Consider the following 26,980-nt stretch of genomic DNA (forward strand, 5'->3'; position numbering starts at 1 on the left):
GCATCGTTGCGTGTCGGATGTTCCGTGCTGTCGATCAGGATCGGTGTGCCCGAGGTCGTCTTGATGACGTCATCTCCGTCTCCTCCGTCGGTCCAGACCGTTTTAATCACGGTGGGGCCGATCGTGACCTGGTCATCACCGTCCAAGGCGTCAACGATGATCGCCACAAAATCGCTTTCCGGCGGTAGCAGTCGGCTGATGTTGATTCCACCCGCACGGTCGACCACAGCCACTTGCCCTTCGACGAGCCCGAAATCATCCTGTGCGACCTGATTCAATGACGTGATGCTCAATTCGGCCGGCGGACGGCCGTCGGCGGTTGGGGCAGATTCTGCGTCGCCGACGTCGACTCGAAAACCGAGGTGCTCCTGTTGCCCCCCATCGGTTGCCTTCAGCACCCGTTCGGCATGAACGTGATCACCAAGGCCGGCCTGGCCGATCCAGAAATTGATGTCGTCGATCAGGTCGTCGACGTTGCGGTTATCAACGGTGCCATGTTTCGCGATACGCTGGCCGCTGACAAATCCAAGCTCATCGCGAAGGACTTGAGTCGCCTGTGGTGAAAATGCGATCTGCAGAAATGACCCTTCAAGCAGATGCAGTGCGACCCTGCCGTCGCGATCGATTTCAGCTTTGACTCGTTGTGACAGCTCCGCATCAGAAATCGCCTGATTGATCACGGCGACCAATTCAGCGCCGGACGACGTATTCATGGCATCGACGCCAACCGTGATTTCGATCGGATCCTCGTCCAACAACAACGAAAACTCAGTGGCCGCGGACAAGGCCGGGGGCGCTTGGACGGTCCCGGTCAAAGCCGTCTCACGCGAATCGTTCACCGGCACGGTGATTGCCACCGGATCTTGACCGAGAACGCTAAGCGAAAATGTGGCGTCACCGCTCAGTTGGCCATCGGCAGGCATTGATTTGGCGCCGATCAGCCGGTAGTCGGTAAACGCATCATCGGGATTCCAGATGAAGTTGCCGTCATCGTCGACGGCGTCAAAATCCAGCTGAGCTTGGGCGTCAAACGTGAAGTTCCCGTTGTTGTTGGTCAGTCGAGTGATCAAGTGCCGGCCTTCCAGAAATCCCGGTTCGGTCACAAAGTCGACCGTGATCACATCGTCCAGATTCGTTCCGCTGTAATACCAAACCGCATCCGTTTCTCGTGCGAACGCTTTCCACTCGTCGCCGGCCAACGCGCCGTCGCGGGCCGAGAAAAGTTTTCCGTGGCGATCAAATAAACGGTCGGGATCATTCGGGTCGCTTCCATTTCCGTACAGAAAGTCGAGCACTGTTCCGCCGTACAGTTCGTCGGTCCTCGATTCGCCGAGGATTCGATTGAGTCCGGTGTCCTCGGGGGTTCGTGACAGATCGACGATGCGGATCCGCTCGTCGGTCGTGTCACTCGCTTCGGCGAGAATTTCGTAATCGACCGGGAATGCCTCGTTGTCGGTGATACCGTCTGCCGCGATTCCCACAACGACGATTTCGTATCTGCCCGACGGTAATCCTGACAGGTTGATGACGGCTTCGCCCCCGGCTTCCGACGTCACCGCACGCAGGCGTTGGCCGTTGATGGCGAATAATTCAAAGCTGATCTTTGATGTCGACGTTTGCGGTACCAGACGTAATCGATCGTCGCCGTCGGTCGCGGGGACGACGATGCGGAGCGATCCGTCGTTCATATCGACCGGGGTTATCTCACGCAGGCCGCCCGATGCGATGACGTCTTGGATCGCGACGATCAGTCGGGCGGCGATCACATCAGGACTGTCGCCGGAGTCGAAGGCGACCGGAACGTTTCCTATGTTCGTCCCGTTGCCCGATCCAAGTTCGTCGAACTCAAAGCGGACGAGGGATGTTCCATCACTGATTTCCATGACCGAGGCGTCCATGATCTGGTCGCCACTGGGCACCGTTAGTAGCAACGGGTCGGCCAAGGATTGCGAGATCGAAGTTGCACCGACATCGACGGTGACCTGGGCATTCGGATTCAAGGTAAAACGGAACCGGTCCGCTTGAATCGGATGGGCCAACCGCATCCCCACGACACGGCGGAGCGACTCGAGGTTGCCCAACTCTGCATCTTGTTCATAGTCGTTGAACAATTGGCCCGATCCATCGGCAAACACGCCGAAGGAGCTGCCGATCTGATCGAGTGTCGACGCATCGCGATTGGATTGACGGCTTAAATCGATGACCTCCGGATCAGGATTCATCGACCAGGCGAACAACTGATTCGTACCGATACCGCCGATCAAATCATCGTTGCCCGCGCCTGCGAACAAGACGTCGTGGTCGACGGGACGCCCGACCAACGAACCGCCGTCGCCCCGCAAGCGGTCGTTGCCGCCGAGGCCATAAACGAAGTCACTTCCCGAGCCGCCGTCGATCCGGTCACGGGCATTGGTGCCTTGTAAATAGTCATCGCCCGGACCGCCGTCGATCATGCCCACATAATCATTTGACCTGGCCGACAAAACCGCAACGTCAACGGCATTGCGTCCTTGCACAAACTCGATTCGGTCGTTGCCGACCAACCCGGCGAGATGAATTTGTTCAATCAACGGTCGACTGGGTGCCGGAGTCAATTCAACCGACGCTCCAACGCCTCCCAGATTGAAACCACCGAGTTTTGACTGGACGACTGCCGAATTGATCGAATCGACGGCCGCGTTGGCAATCGTGACGGCGGAGTCGCCCCGTTTGAAGCGAATCGGTTGGTGGACATCGTCGGTGCCGTTTCCCGGCCCATCCGAAACGTCTTCAAATTCAAACACCAACGGTGTGTGAGTTCCGTCGCCGATTGAGAATGTTTGGCCATCACTGATCGCCGACCCGATCGGAAACAGCAACTCCATCGGATCGGTCCCCGTTGCCGAAACCGAAGACGTCTGTTGATCGAACGAAAGTGTCGCGGAGTCGCCGACGAATCGCCAGGTTGCCATTGACGTCCGCAGGGAAAGCTCCGCGGGGTCAACGTCGCTCGGCATGATGCCGGACGGTATTTCACCGATGTCGACAATCAATTGTTCTTGTCCGGATTGCTCCGCACCGAACCGCAACTCGTTTTGCGTGATGGCATTTGCTGCGGACAATTGAAGGCTTGCATGACGTCCGAGTCCGCGGGTGAGAATCGCGATCTGATTTCCCAAGCCGATTGCCTGGACCATTCCGGTGATTTCCGGACGTTCATCGATTGCGGCCGTGATGTCGGCCGCCAACGCGGCGATACACCATTGCGGTGAATCTGCATCACACTCGGTAGCGTTTGCGATCGTTTCGGATCGTCGTACGATCACCGGTGCTGAAATGGATTCATTAATTGTGAGGGTGAAGAACGCGTCACCCGACAGAACACCGCCGGTCGCGACCGAGAGTTCGGGGGCCGACAGGATCGCGACCTCCTCGGAGATTCGGAGAAAGTCATCTTCACTGGTTCCCCGGGCCGACAGTACGTCGGTCGCGTTGTCGTCGTCAACGATGCCGTAGTGGCCGTCGAACTCATCACCCAACTCGGTGTACTCGGCGCTCGTGTCGAGAATGATGATGTCTCTACCGCCATGGCCGAACAATCGGTCCCGGCCATTTTGTCCTTCGATGCGGTCGGAATCAGGTCCGCCGACGATAAAGTCGCGACCACCTCCGCCGTAAAGCTTGTCCGCTCCGGGGCCACCGTCAATCCGATCATCGCCGCCGATCACCGCCGCGTCCGGGTTGACCGATGACTCGGGGTTCAATTCATTGACGGGGCCGCGTTGAATGTCGCCGTAAATCGTGTCATCCCCGCCCTCTCCGAGCAGGTAGTCCTGACGCAGATTTCCGGACAGGATGTCACCATCTGGCCCCCCATGCAATTCGTCACCAATCTTGGATTGTTCGTCCAGTTGATTGTCGGCGTAGGCGTACAGGCGATCGGTTCCTGGGCCACCGAACAATCGCTGACCCTGTTGGATCGTGCCCGGCCCGTCGAAGGTGGCGTTGCTGCCCGGACCGGCAATCAGCGTGTCATTTCCGAGTTCGCCCAGCAACAGGTCGATCCCGGCGTCGGCGAACAGCACGTCGTCGTTTCCGCCGCCGCGAACCACGTCGTTTCCCTCGCCGCCACGCACCATGCGGTCCGCTCCGGCTCCCGCGTCGACGTAGTCGTTCGCGCCCTCGCCGTCCAACGTGTCGGCGTCGCCACCGCCGAACAGCCAATCGCCATCCGGACCGCCATACAGCGTGTCTTCACCGTCGCCTACGCTTCCAGGAACCGATAATTGTTGCCCTGCTTGAATGACTTCCAGTGGAATGATCCGCCACTGGTTGATGGAGTCGGCGATCAGACCGAACGGGGTTGGTGTTGCGGTTTCTGCCTGCACGAACTCCATCGGCAGCACAAAGTCATCCGATTGCGACGAGGTCAGGTCCCACATCGCGTGTGAGAAGAGTTCGGTCCCGCCCCAAAGCAAATCGCGACCGCTGCCTCCGAACAAAGTGTCATTGCCAATGTCACCGACCAACAAATCGTTTCCTGAATCGCCGGCCAGGTTGTCGTCTCCACCTTGTCCAAGAATCGTGTCATGATCGGGGCCGCCGCGCAGGGTGTCTCCCTCGCTGCCGCCCTCAATCAAGTCGTCCCCGGCCCCCCCGTCGACCGTGTCGGCCCCGGATGCGCCGAAGATTCGGTCGTTCTCGTTTCCACCGTGAATTGTGTCACTGCCGGCCTCGCCGAAGATCGTGTCTTCGCCGGCTTCGCCCCACAAAACGTCATCCCCCGCCCCACCATAGATCGTTTGCCGTCCTGGTCCGGCAAAAATGGTATCGGTACCCGAGTCGCCATAGATTTCGAACGGTCCGGTTTGCGAGTGATTGACCATAACGGTGAAATGGTCGTCGTCGGTGTTGCCTCGAATCTCGATCCGCGGGCTGTTGATTGTCCCGGCAATCGAGCTGGTCGTCCCGATTCCGGTGTCTCGGTTGCCGAAATCCGCTAGAAGGATGACTCCACCCGGAGCGAACACTTGACCGCCTGCCTGGCCAATCACGTTGTCCCCGACCTGGAACAAGACCGTATCGGTGTCGGTCATGATGCGACTGGAGGAGGTCCATTCAAGGTCGCTGCCAGCCGCGGCGGTGTCGGGCACGCTCAGTCGTATCGGGCCGCCGGTGGAGTGGATGTCGCCGACGCGGAGTGCGCCAGGGGTTTCCGTGAGGTAGATGCCGGAGGTCGCCTGGGCGTCCACCTTGCCCACGGAATATCGCGATGAATTGAGATCAAAGTCATTGTTGCTCAACCCAATGCTTCCACCGCCGGCGAACAAATCAACGTTTCTTGCTTCCACATTCGCTTGTGCGCCGGGACTGGCATCCAGAATCGCGCCGGTCAATGCCGTGAGCGTCACGTCGCCGAACGAGGATCGCACGCGATCGACATAAAGGTTGCCGGTCACCTCTGTCAGGTAGGTGTTGTTGCGGGCTTCAGCGTTGATCAGTGAAGATTCCAGATGGAGCGGCCGCGAACCGCTGCCGATTCCTCCCAGCGGAGCACTCAAAAAGATCTCCGATCCGACGAGATCACTCGCGACGTCCCCAAAGGCGTCCAGGATGGAACCGCCGTTGGAAAACAACTGAATACTTTCACCGGTCGATGTCACGGCGCCCAACCGCAAATCGCCCGTTGTTTCTGTGATAAAGATGCCTTGGGCCGCTTGTGCGTTGACGTGGCCGGTTGAATAGGACGAACTGTTGATTTCCAAACGATTGTCAACTGATCCGATGGTCCCGCCGTTGGCGGTGAGGTCGATGTCAACCGCACGGATTTTTGAGGTCGAGGAAACGTCTTCAATGGAGCCGGAGGCAGTGACGGTGGCGGTACCTTGGGGGGCGTTGATCGCGTTGGTACGTTTCAGCAGCAAGTCCCCGTGATCGACGTTCACCGTCACGTTACCGCCTGACGATTGTGCGCGGTCGACCTCGTAGGTTCCCGGAACGACGCGTGTTCGGCGTGCGTTGTCAAGAATCATGCCGCTGGAGAAACGGACATCGATCAGATCGTCGGCACGCACGTCAACCGAAATACCTTCGACGCGATCCGTGGAATCGGAGGCCGAAGACTTGGAATTGATCCCGGTCACGCCCAGCCGGACGTCATCACCAGAGACGGCTCGCACGACCGCGTTGGAGGGTGCACCTTCGGTGCGTACAAGCCGAACGGCGAATCGTTCGGAAGTGCTGGCGCCGATATCGTCTGCAAAGGCATCCAGATACAGACGCCCCTGATCACCGATTTCCAAATAGGCGCCTCCCAATGTTCTTAGGGCACCGCCACGGTTGGCAATGTCAAATGTCGCCGACAAGTTGCTGATCGGACGGGTGAAGATCACGTCGCCGTTGCCATTGTTTTCGACGTCCAGCCGCGATGACCGGACCGTTTCATCGAATGCATAGCGACCGCCTTCACTGAACTCGTAGACCACGTCCGGCTCACCCTGGTTGTCGGCGACCATGTTGACCCGTTGAATGACCAGGTCTTTGTCGGAGTTGTTTTCCAGCAGGATTCGACTGGTGAGCTTGTTTAGGATTAACAAGGCGCTACCTGTCACCTCGCCAGCGGGTGCCAGGAAACGCATTTTGGCAAGGCGACCATTGATGATGTCTCCGACGATGATCGCGTCGCCGGTTTCGGATGCCGGAATATTGCTGGCCGGGTTGACCGACCCGCCGGGGTCGACGACCAAGAACCGGTCGGCACCCAGCGCGGAATCTGAGATCTCGCTGTTCAGATCAATCCGATCTCGCTGGCGCAGTCCCAACCCTCCCGTGGTGGAGAGGACTTGGGTTGTGGGAATCACTTCTTCCACAAAATCGATCACCGTTCGAGTCACCGTTTCGCAGAAGTCCTTGATTCCGCCCGGCAACCAGCTGCAAATTTCCTCGGTGATCGTGCGTACCACTTCAATCACGCGTGTGATGAAGGTCGTCGCTTCGGCCACGGGATTGCGAACCAGCAGATAGTCCGATTCGGCATGGACGGTCAAATCTGCACTTGCGATTTCAGAACCGGTTGCCGATCGGACTTCCGAATCGACCAAGACGGTTCCTGCTGCGTGAGCCGTGGCCGTGCCGATGATTCCCAATGCTTCGGCATTGGAATTCGCGTCGGAGACAACGTTGCCGTTGAGCTGCTCGTTCGTGGCTTCGATCACCAGACGCCCGGTACCCGCGATCTCCGCATTGCTACCGATATCGATCAATGCAACGCTATGGTTTCCGCTACCGCCGATACTGAATCGGGTGATCGCATTGGCGAACGCGCCTTCGACGTCGACTTCGGCACGAGCCACCGACGCTGCATTGCCTCCTACCCGATTGTCCGATTCGATGCGAACATCAAAGCCGGTCACGCTGGCGCCGGAGCCGATGTTGACGATCGCGTCGGAATCGACAAAGACATCGACCAAGGCGGTTGCAGTCGCGGCCGTCGCTCCCTCGGACGTCATTTTTCCGTCCACGTCCAAAAAGACGTCCGTATCGGCAATCAATTCGACCTGATTTCCGCCATGGATCTCCGCGTTGGAGGCGACATCGATGACAGAGGAGTTGAAGACAACGACGTCGGTGGCACTTCCGCCGGCGGAAAGAATGGACGGGACGTTGGTGAACGCCTCGGCGATATCGAATTCAAACAGACTTTTGAGAAAATCGCCGATGGTATTTCCCACGCCACCTTCGACCAAACTGGACACGTTCGAATCGGCTTCGGAAAACAGGATGACGTCGCGGTCGGCGTTGATGTCGGCAAACGCATTGATGTTGATGTTGGCCGCGGTGTCGAGATAGGTTTCCGCTTGGGTCGATCCCGCCGTCAGCAAGCCGCCCGCTTTGCCGAGGGAGCGTACTCGTGTGTTGTTGTCAACTTGCGAAAATATCTCGACCGTACGTTCGGAGAACAAATTGGCATCGTTTCCGACGACCGCGTCGGTGTAGGCCCGCGAATCGACAAACGCTTCGGCGCCGATTCCGCTGGCCAATGGACCACCGGCCGAGGCGTTGGAAAGCGCCTCGGCGGCATAGCCAGACAGGTTCTGATTGAGCGTCGCGATGACATCGATCTCATCACCGGCATTGATGTTTGTCGATTCTCCCACCTCCGCCAAAACCGACGGAAAAGCGTCGGCAACCGCGACGGACTTCCCGAGATTGACGCCTCCAAGTGCACGCCCTTGGGCATCGGCATAGGATTGGGATTTGCCGTGCGCTTCAATTTCGACATCCCGTTCCGCCTCGATCGTCACATTTTGACCGACCCACGCCTGGACCGTCGGATCGACAAGCGATTTTGCGTCGGCGCCGGCACCATTGATGATTCCTGCCGATGCCGCAGTGGCATCGCTTTCGGCGACGTCCGAGGCATCAGATCGAACGATCACGTCGCGTCCGGCGTTGATGTTGGTCGCCGATCCCAGGTAAGCGACGGTTGTCGAATCCAACGAGGCGTCGGCCACACTGGTCCCGACCGCTCCGGCGATTCCGAGCGTCTCTCCATCGGCAGTCGCCTCGGACCGATTATCGGACTCCGCATACACCGAAACATTGTTGTCGGCGTCAATCGTCGCATTGCTGCCGATGTAGGCGTAAAGTTCGTGAGCGACATCCGCGTCGGCGCTGGCTCCGACGCCCGCGGCCAATCCGCCGCTTGTGGCCGCCGCATCGGCCGCGGCACGATTGGTCACCTCGGCGCGGACGGTCACATCGTTTGCAGCGTTTACATCACCGTTGATATATGCGGTGGTGCTGCCGCCCACATCCGCATCGGGATCACTCGTGCCGACGCCCAAGATTCCCGCCGCCAAGCTTCTCGCTTCGGCATCGGCAGAATTCTTTGACAGGGTCGAAACGAGGATGTTCCCGCCGGCAGCAAGCACAGCCGGAGCGGAGATTCGACTGGTGACCGAGGCGTCGGCGTTGGCATTCGGATTGGCGCCGAAGGCGCCGACAAAAATGGCCCCCCCGGACGCCCGCGCGGTCGCGTCGGTTGTGTCGGGGCGATGGGTCGCTCGGATCGAGACGTCGCCGCCGGTATTCACCCGACCGCCAAGAATGGAAGCCTCGACAATCGGCGACAGGTGTGAAGTCGCTTGCGACTCCCCCGCAGTCGCACCGAACGCAACTGCGATTCCGTTGGCTGTCGCGTTGGCGTCGGCCGAATTCGACGTTGCCGCGACCGTCAGATTGCCGGTCAGGTTGAGCAACGATCCGGTGTCCAAGAATGCGTTGATCGTCGGATCGTATCGGACATATGCATTCGAGGCTTGACCGCTAAGGATGCCTCCGGAAAGCGACCTGGCATCGGCTCGCACCCAAGCGTTGTCGTCGTCGGCACGAATGGTCAACGATCCGGCGGTGACATTCGCGGCCGAAGAGGCGGTCGTTGCGCCGCCCGCGTCGGCATCCGCAGCGGTGCTTCCGGCTGCGGCGATGCCACCGGAGAGTTGCCCTGCATCCGCAGTTGCACTGCGGTCGGTGTCGGCATCGACGATCACACCTGTCGTCGCCCGGATGGTGGCATCACCAAGGAAAGCCCGGTCCGTGCCTGTCAGCCGCGCATCGGCCGAGGCGGCATTTCCCGAAAGTAGTCCTGCTCCGAAAGCGCGGGCGTCCGCATCCGCATCGCGATCGTTGTCCGCGGTGACACTGACACGATAGGCAGTCAGGCTCGCGCCGTCGTTGATGGACGCCGTGACGGAATTCCTCACGCGGGCGATCGCGTCGGAGGAAGCTAGCGATGCCAGGCTGACTCCGATCTGGCCGCTCAACGCGTCGGCGCGACTGTGCCCGTCCGCGTCAACTGTGACGTTGCCCGACGTGGTGACCTGGGCGGAACCGATCGATGCAGTGACATCCAGATCGACGTCCGCATCCGCCCTGATGATGTGCCCGGAAACCAACGTCAGTCGTACGGCTTCGCCACTCGCGTCCGCATGGCTGTTAACGGAATCGGCTTTGACGGTCAAACTTCCCGCATCGATGGTCGAATTGTTGCCGATCTGAGCGACAACGGTTCCTTCGACCACCGCGTCGGCACTCACCTGGCCACCACTGAGCAAACGAATCGCGAGTTCTTGCGTTTTGGCCGTCGCGGTATTCGTTGGGTTGAGAGCCCGGAAGGAAACGTCGCCCGTCACGTCGATGATCGAATTCGATCCGGTATGGGCCGATACATCGTGGGATGAGATGGCTTCCATCGACGCGAAACTGAGGTTGGCACCCGAAATCCCCAACGTCCGGCTGCCCACGTCGGCGGTATTGCTGGCCGATGAGACGACGTCGATGTCGCGACCGGTCACGCGTGCGGCGGAACCGATGTAGGCACGCGTCGTGCCGTCAACCTTCGCTTCCGTGTTGGCAAACGAAATATTCAACCCCGTCAGTGAAAGCTGTAGTTCGTCCAGGTAGGCGTTGTTCGTTGATTGAGCATCGAGTTTCAGGTTGCCGTTGACAAGATCGACGACTGAGTCATCGCGCACGAAGGCTTCGGTAACATGATCCGTCGACACGTTTTTGGTGGGAGCGGAAACGGCGGCTCCGGCCACCTGCAAAAAGAATGCGTCGGACGTGGCAACGTTATTCGATCGCGCCGTGACGTTGACGTTCGAGGCATTGACGTCGAATGCTCCGCCCAAGAATGCTCGCGTGTTGCCCGACGTCTTGACGTCGGGGCTCATGACTTCGACGGAGAGTTCTGCGACGCTAAATCCGATCTCGTTCACGCGTGCCAAACTGTCCGAACGGGCGTCCAGTACGATCGTCCCGCTGGTGACGGTCAGTTCGCCGGTGTCCAGACCGGAATTCGAAACACCCAGTCCCGGGCCGATGTAGGATTCAACATCGTGCGAGGTGTCGACGTTCAAGTGTGCAACCTGCAATGAGGTGCCCGCGATTTCAAACGAGAACGTTTCGACGCTCGCGCGATTGTTTTCCGAAACGGCCGAGAGATTCAACGCACCCGCATCGACCCTTGCACCGTGGTTGAGAAAAGCACGCGTCTTGCCGGCCGAGCTCACATTCGTTTCGGCATAGGACAAATCCAGCCCCGCGATTCCGAAGGTTGTGGACAACAATGTGGCGTGATTTCGTGTCGTCGTCGAATTCAGGTTCAGTGCGCCGCTGACGCGAAGGTCAGCATCGGCACCGACAAATGATTCATTGGTGTGATCGGTCGAAATCGATTTCTTCGGGACGCTGATTCCCGCACCCTTTATTTCGATCGCGAGCGCTTTGGTGGTGGCACGGTTGTCAGAAGTCGCCGCGACATTCAAGCCCGCGGAGTTGAACGTAAACGCTCCGCCGACATAGGCGCGAGTCGCGCCACCGGTCGTCACTTCGGGACTGACGGCCTCCAGCGAGTATCCCGCAAGGTTGATGCCGATTTCATCGATGGTGGCCAAGTTCGTGGAGTCCGCGTCAACATCGATCGAACCACTGGTGGCTTGGATCCTTCCCGCCGCTACACCGTCGCTGGAGGTTCCGCCACGGGGGCCGATGTACGATTCAACGGTATGGTCGGTCCGCGCGACGAGGTTCGAGAGCTGGACTTTCGCGCCGGTTCCGGTGAGTGAGAACGTGTTGATCAACGCCTGGGTGTTGTTCGATTTAGCGTCCAGATCCACTCCCGAGGCGACGATCGATGCCCCTTGGTCGACGAAGGCTCTCGTTGCGCCGGCGGCATTCACCGTTGCCTTCAGCACCCCGATATCGAACCCGCTGATGCCGATCGCGGTGGTCGTATTGGATGCATGGTTCCGAGACGTGATCGCACTCAACGTCAGAGCGCCGCTGGAGAGTTCCACGTCGGCGCCCGCTCCCACAAATGATTGAGCCTCGTGGCTGGTACCAATCGAATGTGCGGGCGCGCTGATCGATGCGCCGCGGATCGCTACAGCTAATGATTCCGAAACCGCTCGACTGTCGGCATCACTTTTGATTTCCACCGCAGCAGCATTGACCAACAGGCCACCCGCTCCCAGGTACGCCTGTGTTCGACCTCCCGTGTTGACCGACGGCGAGAAGGCTTGAAAGTTGAACCCGGCCACGTCGAGTGTGGTTTCGTTGACGCGGGCCAGATTCGTAGAATTTGCCGAAACCGCGATGGCGCCCTGATCCGCCGTGACGGTCGTCAGTGGGACAAGTTGATGTCGATCACCGCGGGCTGGTGGAGACGAGAGGGCGATGGCGTTGCGGCCCAGCACGGCATCGGCTTTGGTTTCGTGTATCCAAACCAGGTTTTGATCGATCGCCAGTGACACATAGTAGATGCCTCCGTCGTTCAACCCTCCAATCGCCTCGTCGCCACGCGCTCGATAGCGGATTTGATCCCCCGTGCGATAGTCGGTGACAGACTCTAATGTGATCGAGTTCAGCGTGATGGAGTCGAGGCGATGGCCGGTACCGAGTTCTGCATCGACGGTCAGGTCGATCGGGGCTTCGCCAGTCATCGCATCGGCCTGAGACCTGTGCAAACTGATCCGCAAATTGTCAACATCGACCAAACGGACAAAATAGAGGCTGCCGTTTTTCAAGCCGCCGATGTCTCGGTTGTCGCCTCCGCCCTTGCGATAGAAAAATGCACCTCCGTTTTCGAAACCGGTAAGATCGCCCAATTGAATGATGTTGGCATCGGGATCGACGGCGGATGCCGGGTCGAACGCTTGAAAGGCCGTGTCGACGTCGTCCGTTGACTCGAACGTCTGGTCGGTCGAATCTGCGTCGATAAAAGCGTTGACAGTATGCTCGGTATTTGCGTCGATTTTTGCCGTGTCGATCGACAGCCCGCTGTAGCCGAGTGTGATGGCTCGGGATTCGGCAAGGTTATTCGCGGCATTGGAATCAATGTGAACGGTCTTGGCGTCAACGGCGGCTCGATCGCCGATGTAAGCGCTCGTCGATCCTGCCGCATTGAGATCGGTCTCGATCTCCGAGAGACTCAGACCGGCGATCCCGAGCGAGGCGGATTCCAAGGTGGCTTCGTTACGAGACGTGGTGGCTGATAGATCAAGCCCGCCGCCGATCACGTTGATGTCGGCACGAGGTTGGACAAAGACACGGACATCATTCGCGGTAGAAACATTGGATTCCGCAATGTTTTGGCCGAGTTCCGTCACTTGGAACGACATCACCTTGGATTGTGCACGTACGTCGGCGTCGCCGTTGAGGTTGACCGTACCGGCGGTGATCGCGTAATCACCGCCCAGGGAGGCGGACGTTTCTCCCCCCGTCGTGACGTTGGGCAACACGCGTTTGATCGACAACGTTGACAGGTTGAAACCGATCTGATCCACGACGGCGAGACTTTCAGAACGGGCATCGACCGTCAACGTGCTCGTGCCGACGTCGATCACACCACGCAGGGTCCAATCGGGTTCCGTCCCTGGCGCCGGTCCGATGTGACTTTCCACCTTGTGATTGGTTTTTGCCACCAGATCGATCGCTTCGACCGAAGCGCCGGTCTGTGTGAGTGTGATGGTATTGATCGCTGCGCGGTTGTTCTCGCCGAGGGCACGGACAGCAAGAGTATCGGCTTGGATCATCGCTCCCTGTTCCACGTGGGCGCGAGTCGATCCGCCCGCATCGACCGTGGACAGTGTTTCGCTAATCTGCAGACCGATGATGCCCAAGTTCGTTACGTCTATCAACGCTTCGTTGCGGATTGTTTCGGCACGGACGTCAAGGCCGGCGTTGTTGACGGCGATCTGTGCACCTGGCGCGACGAAAGCTCCCGTTCGGTGATCGGTTGTGACGGAGGTCGCGTCCGCGCCGCAGTACCATGGCGGATCTTCTCCGGCCGGAGGGACTTCCGTGCAAACGACTCCGGTGACCTCAATCCCCAGCGATTTTGAGAGTGCGATATTGTCCGACGACGCATGGACGTCGAAGCCCGTAGGACTGCTGACGCTATTCGCGTTGACAACCACATCCCCGCCGGCATGTGCCTGGGTGGACCCGCCAAGATGGACGTTTGATTTGATGTTGCTGAGTCCGACACCGCTGGCAGAAATCCCGAATTGGTCGACCGTCCCGCGATTGAGCGACGACGCATCGACGTTGAGTTTGCCATCGTGCAGGGTGATTTCGCCTTGAAATTCGACCGGCGGATTTTCGCTTTCATCGGTTCTACGGTCCGCACCGAGTGATGCATCGACGTGGTGGCTGACATCAGCCGATAACAGCATGCTTTCCATTTGCACACCGGAGACGGTGATGGGCGTGACGCTCGCGTCGGCTGCGTTGTCGGCAAACGCGGTGACGTCCAATGCTTTGGCATTGATCAAGGCTTGTCCGCCAAAATTCGCTCGGGTGACGCCGCTGACGATGGCGGTCGGATTCAGATCGACGTCGGAAACGATCGCAGCTTGAATCCCTAACGTGGACGCCTGGGCGTCGTTGTCCGAAGTGGCCGCAAAGGTGACCCGATCGGCGACCACCTGGATTTGGCTGACGCGAGTAAGTCGATGCCCGTCGCCGTCGGCCGAATCACGACGAAGCCCGATCGGGGATGCGCCTGAATCGGCATCGGCCCGAGACGCATGGAGCGAGATTGCGGTCTGTTGACCACTGTCGCGGAATTTCCCTACGTCGTGTTGAACACGCACGTAGTACAGTTGGCCGGAAACCAGTCCACCGACCGGTGTCCCGTCGCCGGAGTCATAGTAAACGGCGTCGCCGGTGACAAACGCATCGGCACCCGCAACGGAAAAGGTGTCTTTAAGTTCGCTGCCGTCATCGGCGACGCGTTCGATTTCATGGCGTCCAATTGTCGAACGAGAATCGGAGATGGAGACGGGGTTTTGTCCATCACCTTCGGCGTCGTCCTTTGAGGTGTGCAGCGAGACAAGAAGCTTTGGCGATTCACCGGACGACGTTTCCGCCGGGATGTTGCTGACTCGAACATAGTACAGTGTGGCAGTGCTTAATCCTTCGATGATCGACTCATCACCTCCATCGTCGTCAAATCGGTAGTAAACGGCATCGCCGTCCTGAAGGCCCTGGCGGGGATCGACGACGAGTAGATCATTTTCCGAGTCGTATCCGATTATCGGTCGGACGTTGTCGTCGACCGCGGTCTGAGGATCAAAAACGTCCGCGAGATCGCCGCCGTGAAAAACCCCCACGTGATGCGAAATTTTCGAGACGTGTGATTCTTCTCCGCCGCCCGCTTTGGCGTACGTTCCGATGCCGACGAAGGATGGTTTTGTGATGGCGGCATTGTCTCCGTGGGCGGTCACATCAAAGCCGTCGGCAGTCACCCTTGCGCCGCTGTTGACAGAGGCAATGGTTTGGCCACCGAGGTCGGCCAACAGCGACATCTGCGACACAGTGACGGTTCCGCCGGCAAGACCGAACACGTCGGCGTAACCCTTCTGTTTTGTGTTCGCCTGGACATTCACATCCGTCGCATCCAGCACGGCGTAAGGTCCCAGTGAGGAGTGAACACCCTGGTCCGATCGGATCGAAGGTTTGGCGATGTTTGCGGTCACCAGCCCCGAAGCGCCCGGCAGGAATGCGATCGCGTGGCTGGTAAGATCGACATCGGCAAAGACATCGATCGTCGCGGCGTTGACATCACCATTGATCGATGCGTTGGTCTGTCCGCCTGTGTTCATGTCTGACAACATGAACTCCACACCGGCTAGCCCGCCGATGGCTCCCGCGACGCCAACAACCAACATATCACTGTAGCTTTTGGACCTCACACGCACCCGGCTGGGCGTATTGACTTTTGACCGCCCCACAAAAGCGGCAGTTTCGGCTTGCAAGGCGTGATTGGCGCCGATGCCAGTGCCAACCAAAACCAGTCCGGCGGCTCCGGAACCGGCAAGGATGGTGACATTATTGATCGAATGGGCTTGGACATTAACGTCTGCGTCGGCATCGACGTCGGCACCATCTCCGATGTAAGCCTCGGTGTTTTGTTTGACATCGGAGCTTTCGTAGACCGCACTGATATCAGCAAGAATCCCGATTGAGTAGTCAAATCCTAATCGACTGGCGGCGACATTGTCACGGGCGACAACCGTGACCGACTGGGAACTGGAACGGCCCGAATCGTTTCGGTTGATGACCGGTCCACCGGTGGCATGATCGCCTCGATCGATGTATGCCTTTGCGCTGTTGTCGGCGACCAGCACTTTCGCCGAGCCGGCGACCGAGATTCCGCCCAGCGATCCGCCTTCGGCTTTCGTGTCGTCGTCGAGCGACAGCAAGTTGACGGCGGAAATGATCACACCGCGAAGCGCTTGATCGGTCAGCGTGCCGAGGTCGTCTTCGATCCGAACCGATTGAGCAGCGCGATTGGCCAGGGCATCGACGCGTGCGGCTCCTTCGATGAACGCCCTTGTATCGGCGCTGTTCTCCAACACGACGGCCGAGACTCCTGCAGCGATCAGGCCAAAGCTGCCTGTGCCGGCTGTGGCTTTGAAATCAGGCGCGTTGTTGGTCGCCAGGATGACGACGTTTCCATCCGACCACACGTCGATTCCATCAAGCCCGTTGAGGGTTGCGTAGGTGTTGCGGTCGATTTTGGCATACGAGACGGAACCGGCGATGGAGATTTCGAAGCTGCCGGCGACACCGTAGGCGGTCGAGTCGATGTTTTCGATCGAGTCGGCATGAACCGTGACATGGTCCAAACCACGAACGTTTGTGCGTGGTTGGTAGGGATTTGCGGCGTTCTTGCCATCGATGTGAGCGCGAATCGTCTTGCCGAGAAAATGGCCGTCCAGTGCCGCTCCGACGCCGATATTGGAGGCCAAAGACATACTTCGTGCCACGCCAATCGCGTTGGTGACGTGATCGGCCAACACATTCACCGATTGCTTGGCCGCCGAATTGGTGTTGGCGGCCTGCACATCGGCGCCGGCCCCGATGTGGGCATCGACGACGCTGTCCATTCGATTCCAAACCGCCGATGCGACCAGGCCCTTCTCTCGCGACAACGCTGTGCCGGAGGCGTACGTGATCAAATCATCCGTTGCGGTTGCGTTGACAAGGACGTGGCGTTCGACCGCGGTCGCGTCGTTGCCTTGGGCGGCGTGAACGGTACCGTCGATGGACGCGCTGATTTCGCGCACCACATTTGGCGATGCCAAAGAAAGCCCGACGCTCAGTGATCCCCCCGACGCGTTGGCGCCGGCGACCGTGATGATATCGGCATGATCGTTGGCGGTTACGCTCAGGCTGCGATCGGTCACGACGCTCGCGCCGGATCCGACGTACGCGTTGATTTGCCCGCCCGCATTTAACATGGCAACCGAACCGGCGACTCCGATTGCGGCGTTGACCTCCGCGGCGACGACATCACGATTTCCGCCGTTGATGTCGCCCACGGCAATCGATGAGGTTCCAATCGATTCGACAGAAATATCGGCTCCGACGCCGAACACACCATTGGTATTCAGGTAGATCCGGTTCGGGCGATTCAGATTGCCTTCCACCAAATCAAGATCCGCGTCCCCATCCATGTCCGCCAGCGCGACGGATGTCGTCGGCTGAGTCACGGGATTCCCAAAGACATCGCTGATCACCGTCGGATCGCTGAAAGTCCCGTCACCATTACCGAGGAACAGAAGCGACCCCTGGTCGGCCGTTCCCAGCACGAGGTCAACGTATTGGTCGTTGTTGACTAACCCCGTCGCGATCGAGGTGGTGATGTATCGATCGGCCCCAAGGTCGAGGACGTATTCGACACCGGCGGTTTGGTCATCATCGCCGAAGGTACCGTCGCCGCGGTTGAGATAAATGCGGGATTGGCCGCCGAGTGGGCTGAGTGACGTCAGTCGTTTCAGGTCAAGATTCTCTTCGACCAGATCGCCGAAATCGACCAACCCGGCATCGACCAACTCCCTCAAATTGACGAGTTGCGCTTTGAGCACTGTCGTCAAATTCAGCCCTTGTGTGACGAGGTCGCCGGCGTCCAAAAGCCCACTGGAGACCAGGCTATTCAAATTGACCAGACCGGAATTTAAGAGGGGATTCAACGGGATGGTCGCCCCGGGAGGAGCGCCGGGCGGAATCAATCCCGCCGTCGTCAGTTTGCCCAAGTCGGTCAATCCCTGATCGATCAAATCCTGAGCGAGCAGCAACTTGTTCTGAAGAAAGTCCAGCGAATCGACCAGTCCGTCTTCCACCAGATCCAACAAGGTCACCGCCGTGTTGTTGATGAAATCTTGGATGCTGATCACGACATCGCTGGCGAAATCCTTGACACCGATCAGATTCTTCTCAAGCGCGTCGGCGATATCGAAGCCGACGTTTCCGACGATAATATCCGGACCGTCTTTTCCATCCACATCCGCAACTGCGATTGCGGTTGTCAGTCCTGTATCACTGGTGACATCCCGACCGACCCCAAAGTCGCCGCCGGTTGTCGACGCGCCGAAATTGGTGAACACGTCAACGATCCGCTCCCACACGCCGACCGGATCGTTGAAATAGACGCGTGCCGGTTGGTTCAGATTACCGGCGATCACATCCATCGTGCCGTCTCGGTTGATATCCGCGACCGCAATCGCGGTGGTCAGATCCGCATCGATGACCGAGAGTCTAAACGCAAAGTCTTCGGTGACGTAGAAGCGTCTGCGATGGGTCTCCACCGTCGCCGATGCAACGTCTGCCGCCGAGGAAGACACTTCGTAGTGTTCGGATTTAGGACCAAATTGTACCAGTCCGTTGTCCAGCGTTACCTTGATGCCAAGTGGTGCTTGAACAGCGCCGGCGGCGTCGTCAACTGCGGTTTGAATGAACTCGAGAAACTTAGTGTCGTCTTCAAAGTGGATGAATTCTCCCGGCTTGCCCAGCACGACGTCGAATTGCTGCGCACCGCTGGATTGGTCGCTGGTGTCATTGACGGTCAGCGAAAACGGGGCTTCGCCGTAATAGCCCTGGTGGCGAAGGTTGCGGTTAAGAAACGCTTCAATGGCTCCCGTGTCGACGAACTGAACGTCGCGCACCGCTGAATCAATGGTGATTTTGTTTTGCTGGTCGGGATCAATCCCGATGGCGAACGTGCCTGACGCGAACACACCCGTGTCGACCAGGGCCTTTTCAAGGTCACTGACGACATCCTCGATCGATCGGTTGTCGAGATGAGTGTCGGTGGACTTTAGCGTCGCACCGACGACCTCCGACCCGAAACTGAAATCGTCGTCAAGTCTCGATTGCGCTTCAAGTAGATCGCGGGCAAAGTCTAAGGGATTGCCGAGTTCGATCGTGCTGCCTGGGATTTCCAGGACGAATCGTTTGCTCCCGGGTTCGTAGCGGAAATCGACCGAATCACGCGCCAGGCGGACGAGATCGAGCTGTTTATCAATCACCGATTGGACGTCTTTGACGAAGTCCGTTAGGAACGAATTGTCCGGTGAGAGCAGATCTTGCAGCGCCCCTTGTGGATCCGATGCGGCATCAATCAGCCGTTGCGAGATGGCCGGCAGTTCGATCTCCAGGTTTGGCAGCTCGGGCAGACCGATGTCGATCCTGAAGTGCAGTTTTGCAGCGGCAAAGTTTCCTTCGCCTTCGTTGATGTACACACGATTGGGTTGCCCCAGGTTTCCCGAAATCGCGTCCAAATCGCCGTCACTGTCGACGTCAACCAATTTGATGTCGGTCGTGAAGTCGGGAACAATTGCGTCGCGGGTGAAGTAGGGGACTTCAAAATTCTGAAGCGACGCGATCAGGCTTCCGATCTCTTTGCCTTCTTCAAAATTTCCGGATCCGTCATTGAGGTAGCGGCGATTGAACTGGCCAAAATTGCCGGTGACGAGATCGAGGTCACCGTCTGAGTCGATGTCGCCAAGTGTGATTGAGGTGGTTAACGTGTCGCCGCCACCGGCGTCTTGTCCGCTGGCACCGTTGAACGGAGCGGATGAATCGTTATTCAAAAAAGCTCGGTGCCGCGGGCCTTCGCCCCCACGCGCCACCGACGCGGTCACCGTCCGAACCGTTTCCAGCGTCTTTGCGTCCACCACCAGGTCATTCGGAGTCGAGACATCCGCGTCGATGCCGACAAAGGCGTCGGCGCCGTTGGCGATGGTTCCCAGGTCGAGAGCCGTTCCAAGTGCCAAGAATCCATGGTTCGTCGCCGACGACCCTCCGGCGGTTGAAATCAACAACAGGTTTCCGTCGGAGTCGATGATGATGTCGTTGGGGATGTGAGCGACGGTCCGATCGCCGAGCGCTGCTTCGGCGACCGTGTCCAAGTTGTTAAGATTGACTGAACCGGCGACCGCGACACTCGCCTTGGTACCGCTGCCGCCGTTGGAGATCGCGACAAGTTTGTTGTCAGTTTTCCCTTTGACAGTGACGTTGGCCGCCACCAATGTCGTGTCTTGGGTGTAAGCACGCGTCGCTCCCTTCACTTCGTTGTGCGCCAACGAGCCTCCGATTCCCAAATGACTGCCGAACGCGACGGCTCCGGCACCGGTGATGACCAGCGGTGCATCCAATGCATTGAGAGCGATGTTATTTCCGGCTGCAACGCGATCACTGTCTCTAATGAATGCTTGCACGCTTGAGGTCAGCAGGTTAACTGCCGCGTCGCCTGAAACCCCGATCCCATACTCAAACCCGTTGTGCAGGTTTGCCAGCCCCCCTAGTCGATCGAACGCTTGCCCCGCCTCGGCGCCTGACGTTGACATGGTCCACGTTTCAAGCGTCGAGGTGGCATCGAGCAAGACGTCGTTGCCCGACGTCACCCGACCTGTCTCGCCGCCCGTGCCGCTGCCAGGCACGTCCTCGCGTCGGTCGCCGATGAATGCATGTGTCTTGGCGTGCAAATCGAGCTCCTCGTCTCGGCTGCCGCCTTCATCCAATGCTCGCGGTTCGGTGACGATCGTGACTGCAGCCGAGACACCGACGCCGGTGTCACCTGCTGACACCAGGCCGCCGGCGATATTCACGACGTCGCCGGTGTTCGTCGCATTGATCACAACGTCGTTGCCTGCCGAGACACGCGCTCGATCTTCGATGTTGGCGATCGATTCGTGTCCCAGCACAATCAGGCTGACGGCACCCAGGACGCCTAGATTACTGCTGCCGTTTTCTCCGGCTTCCACCACGGACAGAAGGTTGTTCGTCGTTCGCGAACTGAGACGAACATCGCGAACTGCACCGACATCCGCGCGGTCATCGATGGTGGCGTGAGCATAGTTATCGGCCAACAGGACGTTGAAGTATCCGCCATAAACATCGTCAACGCCGCCGGGGCCGTCGGCAAAGTTGAGTGCGGAACTCAGACCGGCAAGAATGGCCATCTGGATCGTCGCATCGGCGTCAAGAAGGATGTCCTGATCCACATCGGCGCCGAAGTTTCGCTGATTGATTTGAGCGCCCGCCGAGATTCCCGCCGCGGATTGGTTGTAGACATCAAGGAAATTGACACCGGCCTGAACGACGTCACCATTTTCCGACGCGCTGCCAGCTTGCACAAAACTGCTACCGACCAGCGATTTGTCCGACAAGGACGGTGTCAAAAACGCCGCCAGATCCGCGGGTGCTGCTCCGCCGCCATCGTTGACAAATTGGTCGCCAATGCGTTTTGCGACCGCATCGGCGTCGTCGTATTCCTCCCGAATCCGATCCTCTCCCGTCGCAGTGTCGGTATCGGTCAGTGAAATTGTCGGGTCGAAGACCGGTACCGGATTCTTGATCACCGAATCGGAATCGATGTCGATCGTCCCTGATACATCGACGACCGCGTTGGGACCGACGAAGGCCGTCGCCTGATTCGCCAAACGCGAGAATACGATTGCGCCTGCCAGCCCCATGTCAGTTGCGTTGGCGGTGTTGGCGGTCGCTGATGACTGGTAGTTCTCCTCGGCGACCGATCGGAGGATCAGGTCACCATCGACGACGACGTCTGCGCCGTCGTCAATCAGCGCCGCAGCCTTGTTTTCACTCTCGACGAACACCACCGCGGCACCGATCGCCAGTTCCGGCAGCACGACCGACGCATCGACATCGTGATCGACCAATAGGAATTGTGTATCGATGCTTTTGAGGGCATCTTCGATTTCCTGCAGTGCGTTCGCCACAGCGGAATCGATGTGCTGCGTAACCTGGCCGAAGGCGCGCGATTCATTCCGGTTGTCGTCCGCATTGGCTCGGACCGTCAAGTCTCCCCTCACGTTGATCGCCGCGGCGACATCGGTCGTTGCCGCTGACTGATTTGTCCCCAAGACGAGAGCCGCACCGACACCGACGCTTTCACTGTCGGTGAATCCGGCGGCTTCGGCAACGTTGACGTAGGCGTTTTGGTTGTCGGAGTTGATCGAAATCGTCGATGCGTTGATCGACGATCCGGCCTGGAGTTCGATCCGGGAAGTGACCCGCGATTTCCCGTATGATACCGAGTAATGGCGGCTGCCCGGGCCATCCGGGACGAGTGTCTTGATGTTCAGATCGTTGTTCGCCGATGCATTGACATCAACGCGTCCGGCCGCCGTCAGCACGGCACCATCGGCAACGATGATTTCCGCCGTCGGCGTCGATCCGCCGTAGACGAATCCGAAATAGTCGCCAACGGTTTTCAGCGTGTTGCCGGCTTCCGCGTGCGCGTCCAGGCTCAGATTTCTGCCGGCGTTTAAGTTGACGCCTGAGGCGATGACCAGACGCGAGGTCGCTTGGGACAACACGCCCGTGGCAACCGCGCCGATCGGCGCCACCTCGTCGTCGGCGAGATCAAGCTGTAGGTCAGTTAGCGTTCCTGTCCCGGAATCGATGGCGACTTTGTTGTTTGCCGCATTGGTATCCAACAGAATATCGTGGGCGTTGATCGTGACGCCTTCACCGATCTGGATGGATGCCGCAGAACGACTTGACTGAAAGACAGCGTTGTCAAAACCGACGGTCCATTGAAGCTGTTCCAGCGAGATGCTTGTCAAAACGGCGTCACCGGGAAGTGACACCGTCACGCCCGGATCGATCAAGATCCGTTCCGCTTGGATGGTCAAATCGTTCAGCCCTGCGCCGCCGACATCGCCGGCGATCTGGACCGTTCCGCTGGAGACGATGGTCAGCGTGTCGGCGCCGCCGCTGGCGTTGCCGCGAATGCCGGTGATGGTGACGTCACCGTAATTGAGGACCTGGGCGTCGGCGACCACCAGGTCGACGATAACGTCGCTTTGGGTCGTCGGTGCGGCAGGTGCCGGCCCGAACGGGGTCGACAGATCCGGGATCTGGGCGGTTGCGGCAACGGTCGTCGTGTTCGGATCTGCAGACGTTTGGTCTCCAAGATCGGGGAACTGCAGCGGACCATTTTGCCAATCGGTGAACAATTGACGAAACGCCGGTCGCAGAACGGAGCTTTCCCAGAGCGGGAAATTCCCGTTTCCGCCCCCGATCGTCGGCGGCCCGAAGGCCAGGTCGGACCAGGGACCACCTTGTTCGGAGTATCCGCTCCCGGGAATCTGCGCCAATGTCGTGGGATCTCGGTTCACTTGCACACGCTGCGGATCTTGATCGGGTGCCGGATCCCACTGCCCCGTGTTTCCGTTGCAGCGCCAGTACTCTCGTAATCCGCCATCGCGAATCACGACGGCCAACTCATCCGGTGTCGCAGCGGGGATTTCCAGCAAGGTCGGTGGAACGCCGATCTTTGATCCTTCGCGGTGGATCACATACTGCGGTGCCGATACGATACGAACGGGACCTGCGATCACGTGGCCGTCGGCATCGTTGTCCAGTTCAATTCGCAGTGTGCCGCTTTCGATCAAAAACGTCGACTGACCGGATTTCTCCAGGATGTCAAAGGTCACGTCGCCATCAACAACGTCCGTGTTGAAACGCCTCTGATCCATCGAAATGTGACCGATCAGCGTGTCCCCGTCGTAGACGCGATAGGTTGCGGCGCCGGCGGGATCAAGCGGGACGTCGTCAAGATGAGGAAATTCCAACCCGGCATCATCGACGTTGGGGTCATCGATTCGGGTCGTGACGTTGTGCATCCACGAGACTTGGATTTCGTACTCATGATTCGGTGCCACATCTACCGTCCAGACGGCAGTCGCGTTGGGGGCGCCCGGTGACGGCGAGCTGACCCGGTACAAGGCGGTCGTGCGGTTGACAACTTGATCTCGCCAACTCCCCCCATCGATCGTCCGCAGCCAGGGTTGTGAATCGACCGGAACAAAACCGGTCGGGCCGAACTCGGGAGCAACAAGCACTTCGACGCCCGGTTTTGGCAACGTCGTGGTGAAAATATTTCCGCCGTGATTTCCGTTCAGGTTTAGTAGCGACCACTCGTAAGGAGCGCCGGTCAAGTCGGTCATCAACTGGGAGAGTTGGCCCGACCCGACGGTTTCGGCATCAATCGGATCGTCCATCAGCAGCAGCATCTTGCTCAACGTCACGCCGTTGGCATAAGCCGCGAATTTGGATTTGTCGAACTCGACATTGGGGCTGATCGAGATCGTTGCGTTGTCGTAGAACTCCAGCCCGGGGATGGATTTCAACGCATCCTGCAATAACTCACTGTTCTCGAAGCCCTTGATGCCCAGGTATTGATTGATTCTCTCGTGATCCCCCGGCTTGAAGATCGGGACCATGCTGTCGCCAAGTGCGAACGACTTGAGGTCCATCTTGTTGGACACATGTGTCAGCAGTTCCACCTGGTCCACGTTGAAACCGTAGCGTTCCAGGATCATGTCTTTGATGAACTGTTTCGGGATTTGCTTCAAATCCGCGAGGGTTTCGGTGACGGGGTTCAAGATCAACCGCACCGGTCCGGCGATGTTGTCTTGCACGAAGTCCGAAAAGTCGCTGAAGATGCCGTTCAGTTCCGCCAATTGCTGCGGCACCCCGAACATCGGCAGCAGGTGGTTGTTGATAAACGAATCATCGTGATTGTCATCCTGGTTGGGATCTTCCAGGAGTTCAAAGATCACGTCGACGCTCCCGATGCCCGACTCGTGATCGCCGCGCGCCGGATCGACGTCGATGCCGACGTTACCGCCCTGATTGTTTTGCAGATCGCGGCGTGTCTGGGGATCGAACAGGCCTTTCGAGGTTGCGAGTCCGACTATTCCCCAATTTTCCAAACCGTCGTCGATTTCTCGGCTCCAATTCAGCAGATATGCCACAAACAATTCTTCGGTTTGCTGCGGCGTCGGCGTTGGCGTGGCCAAGTAGGCGGTGAAGAGGTTGTCGAAGGTGTCACTGGGGGGGAAACCCAGATTTGCGAGCGCCAGGTCGGCAGCCGAATCAACAGCAGCCTTCAGCTCCAGGAAGCGGTCGATGATTGCGCCGCGACTTCCTTGGGTCACGAGGGCTTCATCACCGTTTCCGGCCGCGTCGCCTGCGGACAGCGCTTCGGCGACGGTGAGAACGCTGGGGAGTACGTTGACGACGGTGTAAGTCCCGTTGTTCGCAGCAAAGCCAAAACCATGCACGGTTTGGCCGGGGGCGAATCCTTCGGCCACAAAGTCGCCGCTGGAACGAGTGAAAGATTGTGACGCCGTATTGACGCTCAATGTGGTGTAGCCGGTATCGGCCTCGGCGGCCGGATCCCCGGGAAACGGCTTGATCAGCGTCTCGTAAAGAAAACGATTGGGGGCATCGTAGGTAATCCCATTGGTGAAGCTATCGCTGATATCACCGTCGGGCAATAAGGTTCGCACGCCATCGGTGTCTGCACCGGGGGTGACCTCGGCGATGTAGTTTTCGACCAGGAAGTGACGCACGGCGTTTGCCAACTCTTCCTGATCGGCGTCGAGCAAGTTGGGAAAAACGCCTTGAGAGAATTCGTTGACCAAACCATGTGCGAACGAGTCGCCGGCAGCATGAGTCGCATACCCGTAGACGAACGATAGGATCTGGAGTCGTTCGGCGTCGCCCCATGCCGGATCATTCTGGGCGGCCCAAGCCATGTCCAACGTTCGTTGCAACCAAATGCCCGTGTCGACGGGATGGATCAGACTCTGGCCGAACACGATATCCGGAAAGGCATCCGGTCCCGTCGCTCCCGCATAGTAGAAACTCGGGTACTTCTTTATCGCTTCGAGAATCTTCGGGTGAACGTCGTAGGATCGTCCGGCAATCGTCAGGACGCCGTCGGAGATCAGATCAGCGCGCACGTCCTTCGCGATCTCAACGTGCGTTTGTGGTTTGTACGCGACATCCGCCAGAATCGACTCGTCGGGATGATCATGGTCCAGGTCGTCGTGTCCAAGTCCTAGCAGGTGGCCAATTTCGTGTGCCGCGACTCGCGCCAAATCTTCGCCGTACCGTTCAGCTGTTTGGGCGACGCTTGGAATGACGTCGGAAAACACGAATGCCAGGTCCGTGCGATCTTGATTGCCGTGGTCGACCTGCTCGGCAACACCATAGAAATGACCGAACTCAGAAAACGTCCTGTCGTCTCCTCCGATATAGACGGTCGAGTATTCGACCTGATCCGACGGTTGCGTTGTGGTGAAAACGACGCCGGACGGAAAGCTTTGCGACAGCGATTCGAAGGTCGCTTGTTCAATGGCTGTCGATTGACCGGCAAGGTGTGGTGGCGGTTCAAAGGCTGCCACATCGATTGCCGTTAGGGTGACTGGACCGGAATACTCAACCGCATTCGCACCGTCAAAATCCAAGTAGATCAGTTGATTTGGCCGCTGACCAATCATCTCAGACGCGGTCGCCGACGGAGCAAACGAATCCGTCGCGACAAAACCTGGCGTGGGACCGTCTAAATGCGCCGCGCCGGAGTCGCCCGAGACCGTCGTCAACGCGATGTCGCCCAGGCCGGAAAGATGCGCTAAAACGGTGCGTTCTTCCAGACTTTCAAGACGGCGATACACACTCTGCTGTAATGTCCGTCGACGCTTTTGACGGGATCGTAGTCTGGCTTCGGCCAATGCTGTTCGCAAACGACTTCGTTTAACCATGATTGCCAACTCGTTGGGCTAGATAAACGTCTATTCCGGTCGATCAGCGAACGTGGCCCGGTTCCCAGCGT

At 58.6% G+C, this 26,980-nt stretch carries 1 protein-coding gene (cut by a window edge); it reads right to left on the reverse strand.

The features are described from left to right. A protein-coding gene (locus Mal15_RS14355) for a DVUA0089 family protein (RefSeq protein WP_147868403.1) crosses the window boundary here: on the reverse strand, positions 1-26,909 show its 5' portion. Its footprint begins 22,039 nt before the window's first position; the window shows 26,909 of its 48,948 coding nt (coding positions 1-26,909); the start codon lies at positions 26,907-26,909; the stop codon falls past the left edge of the window. Positions 26,910-26,980: the final 71 nt, after the last annotated feature.

Origin of the sequence: Stieleria maiorica (assembly GCF_008035925.1) — a bacterium.
GTDB classification, from domain to species: Bacteria; Planctomycetota; Planctomycetia; order Pirellulales; family Pirellulaceae; genus Stieleria; species Stieleria maiorica.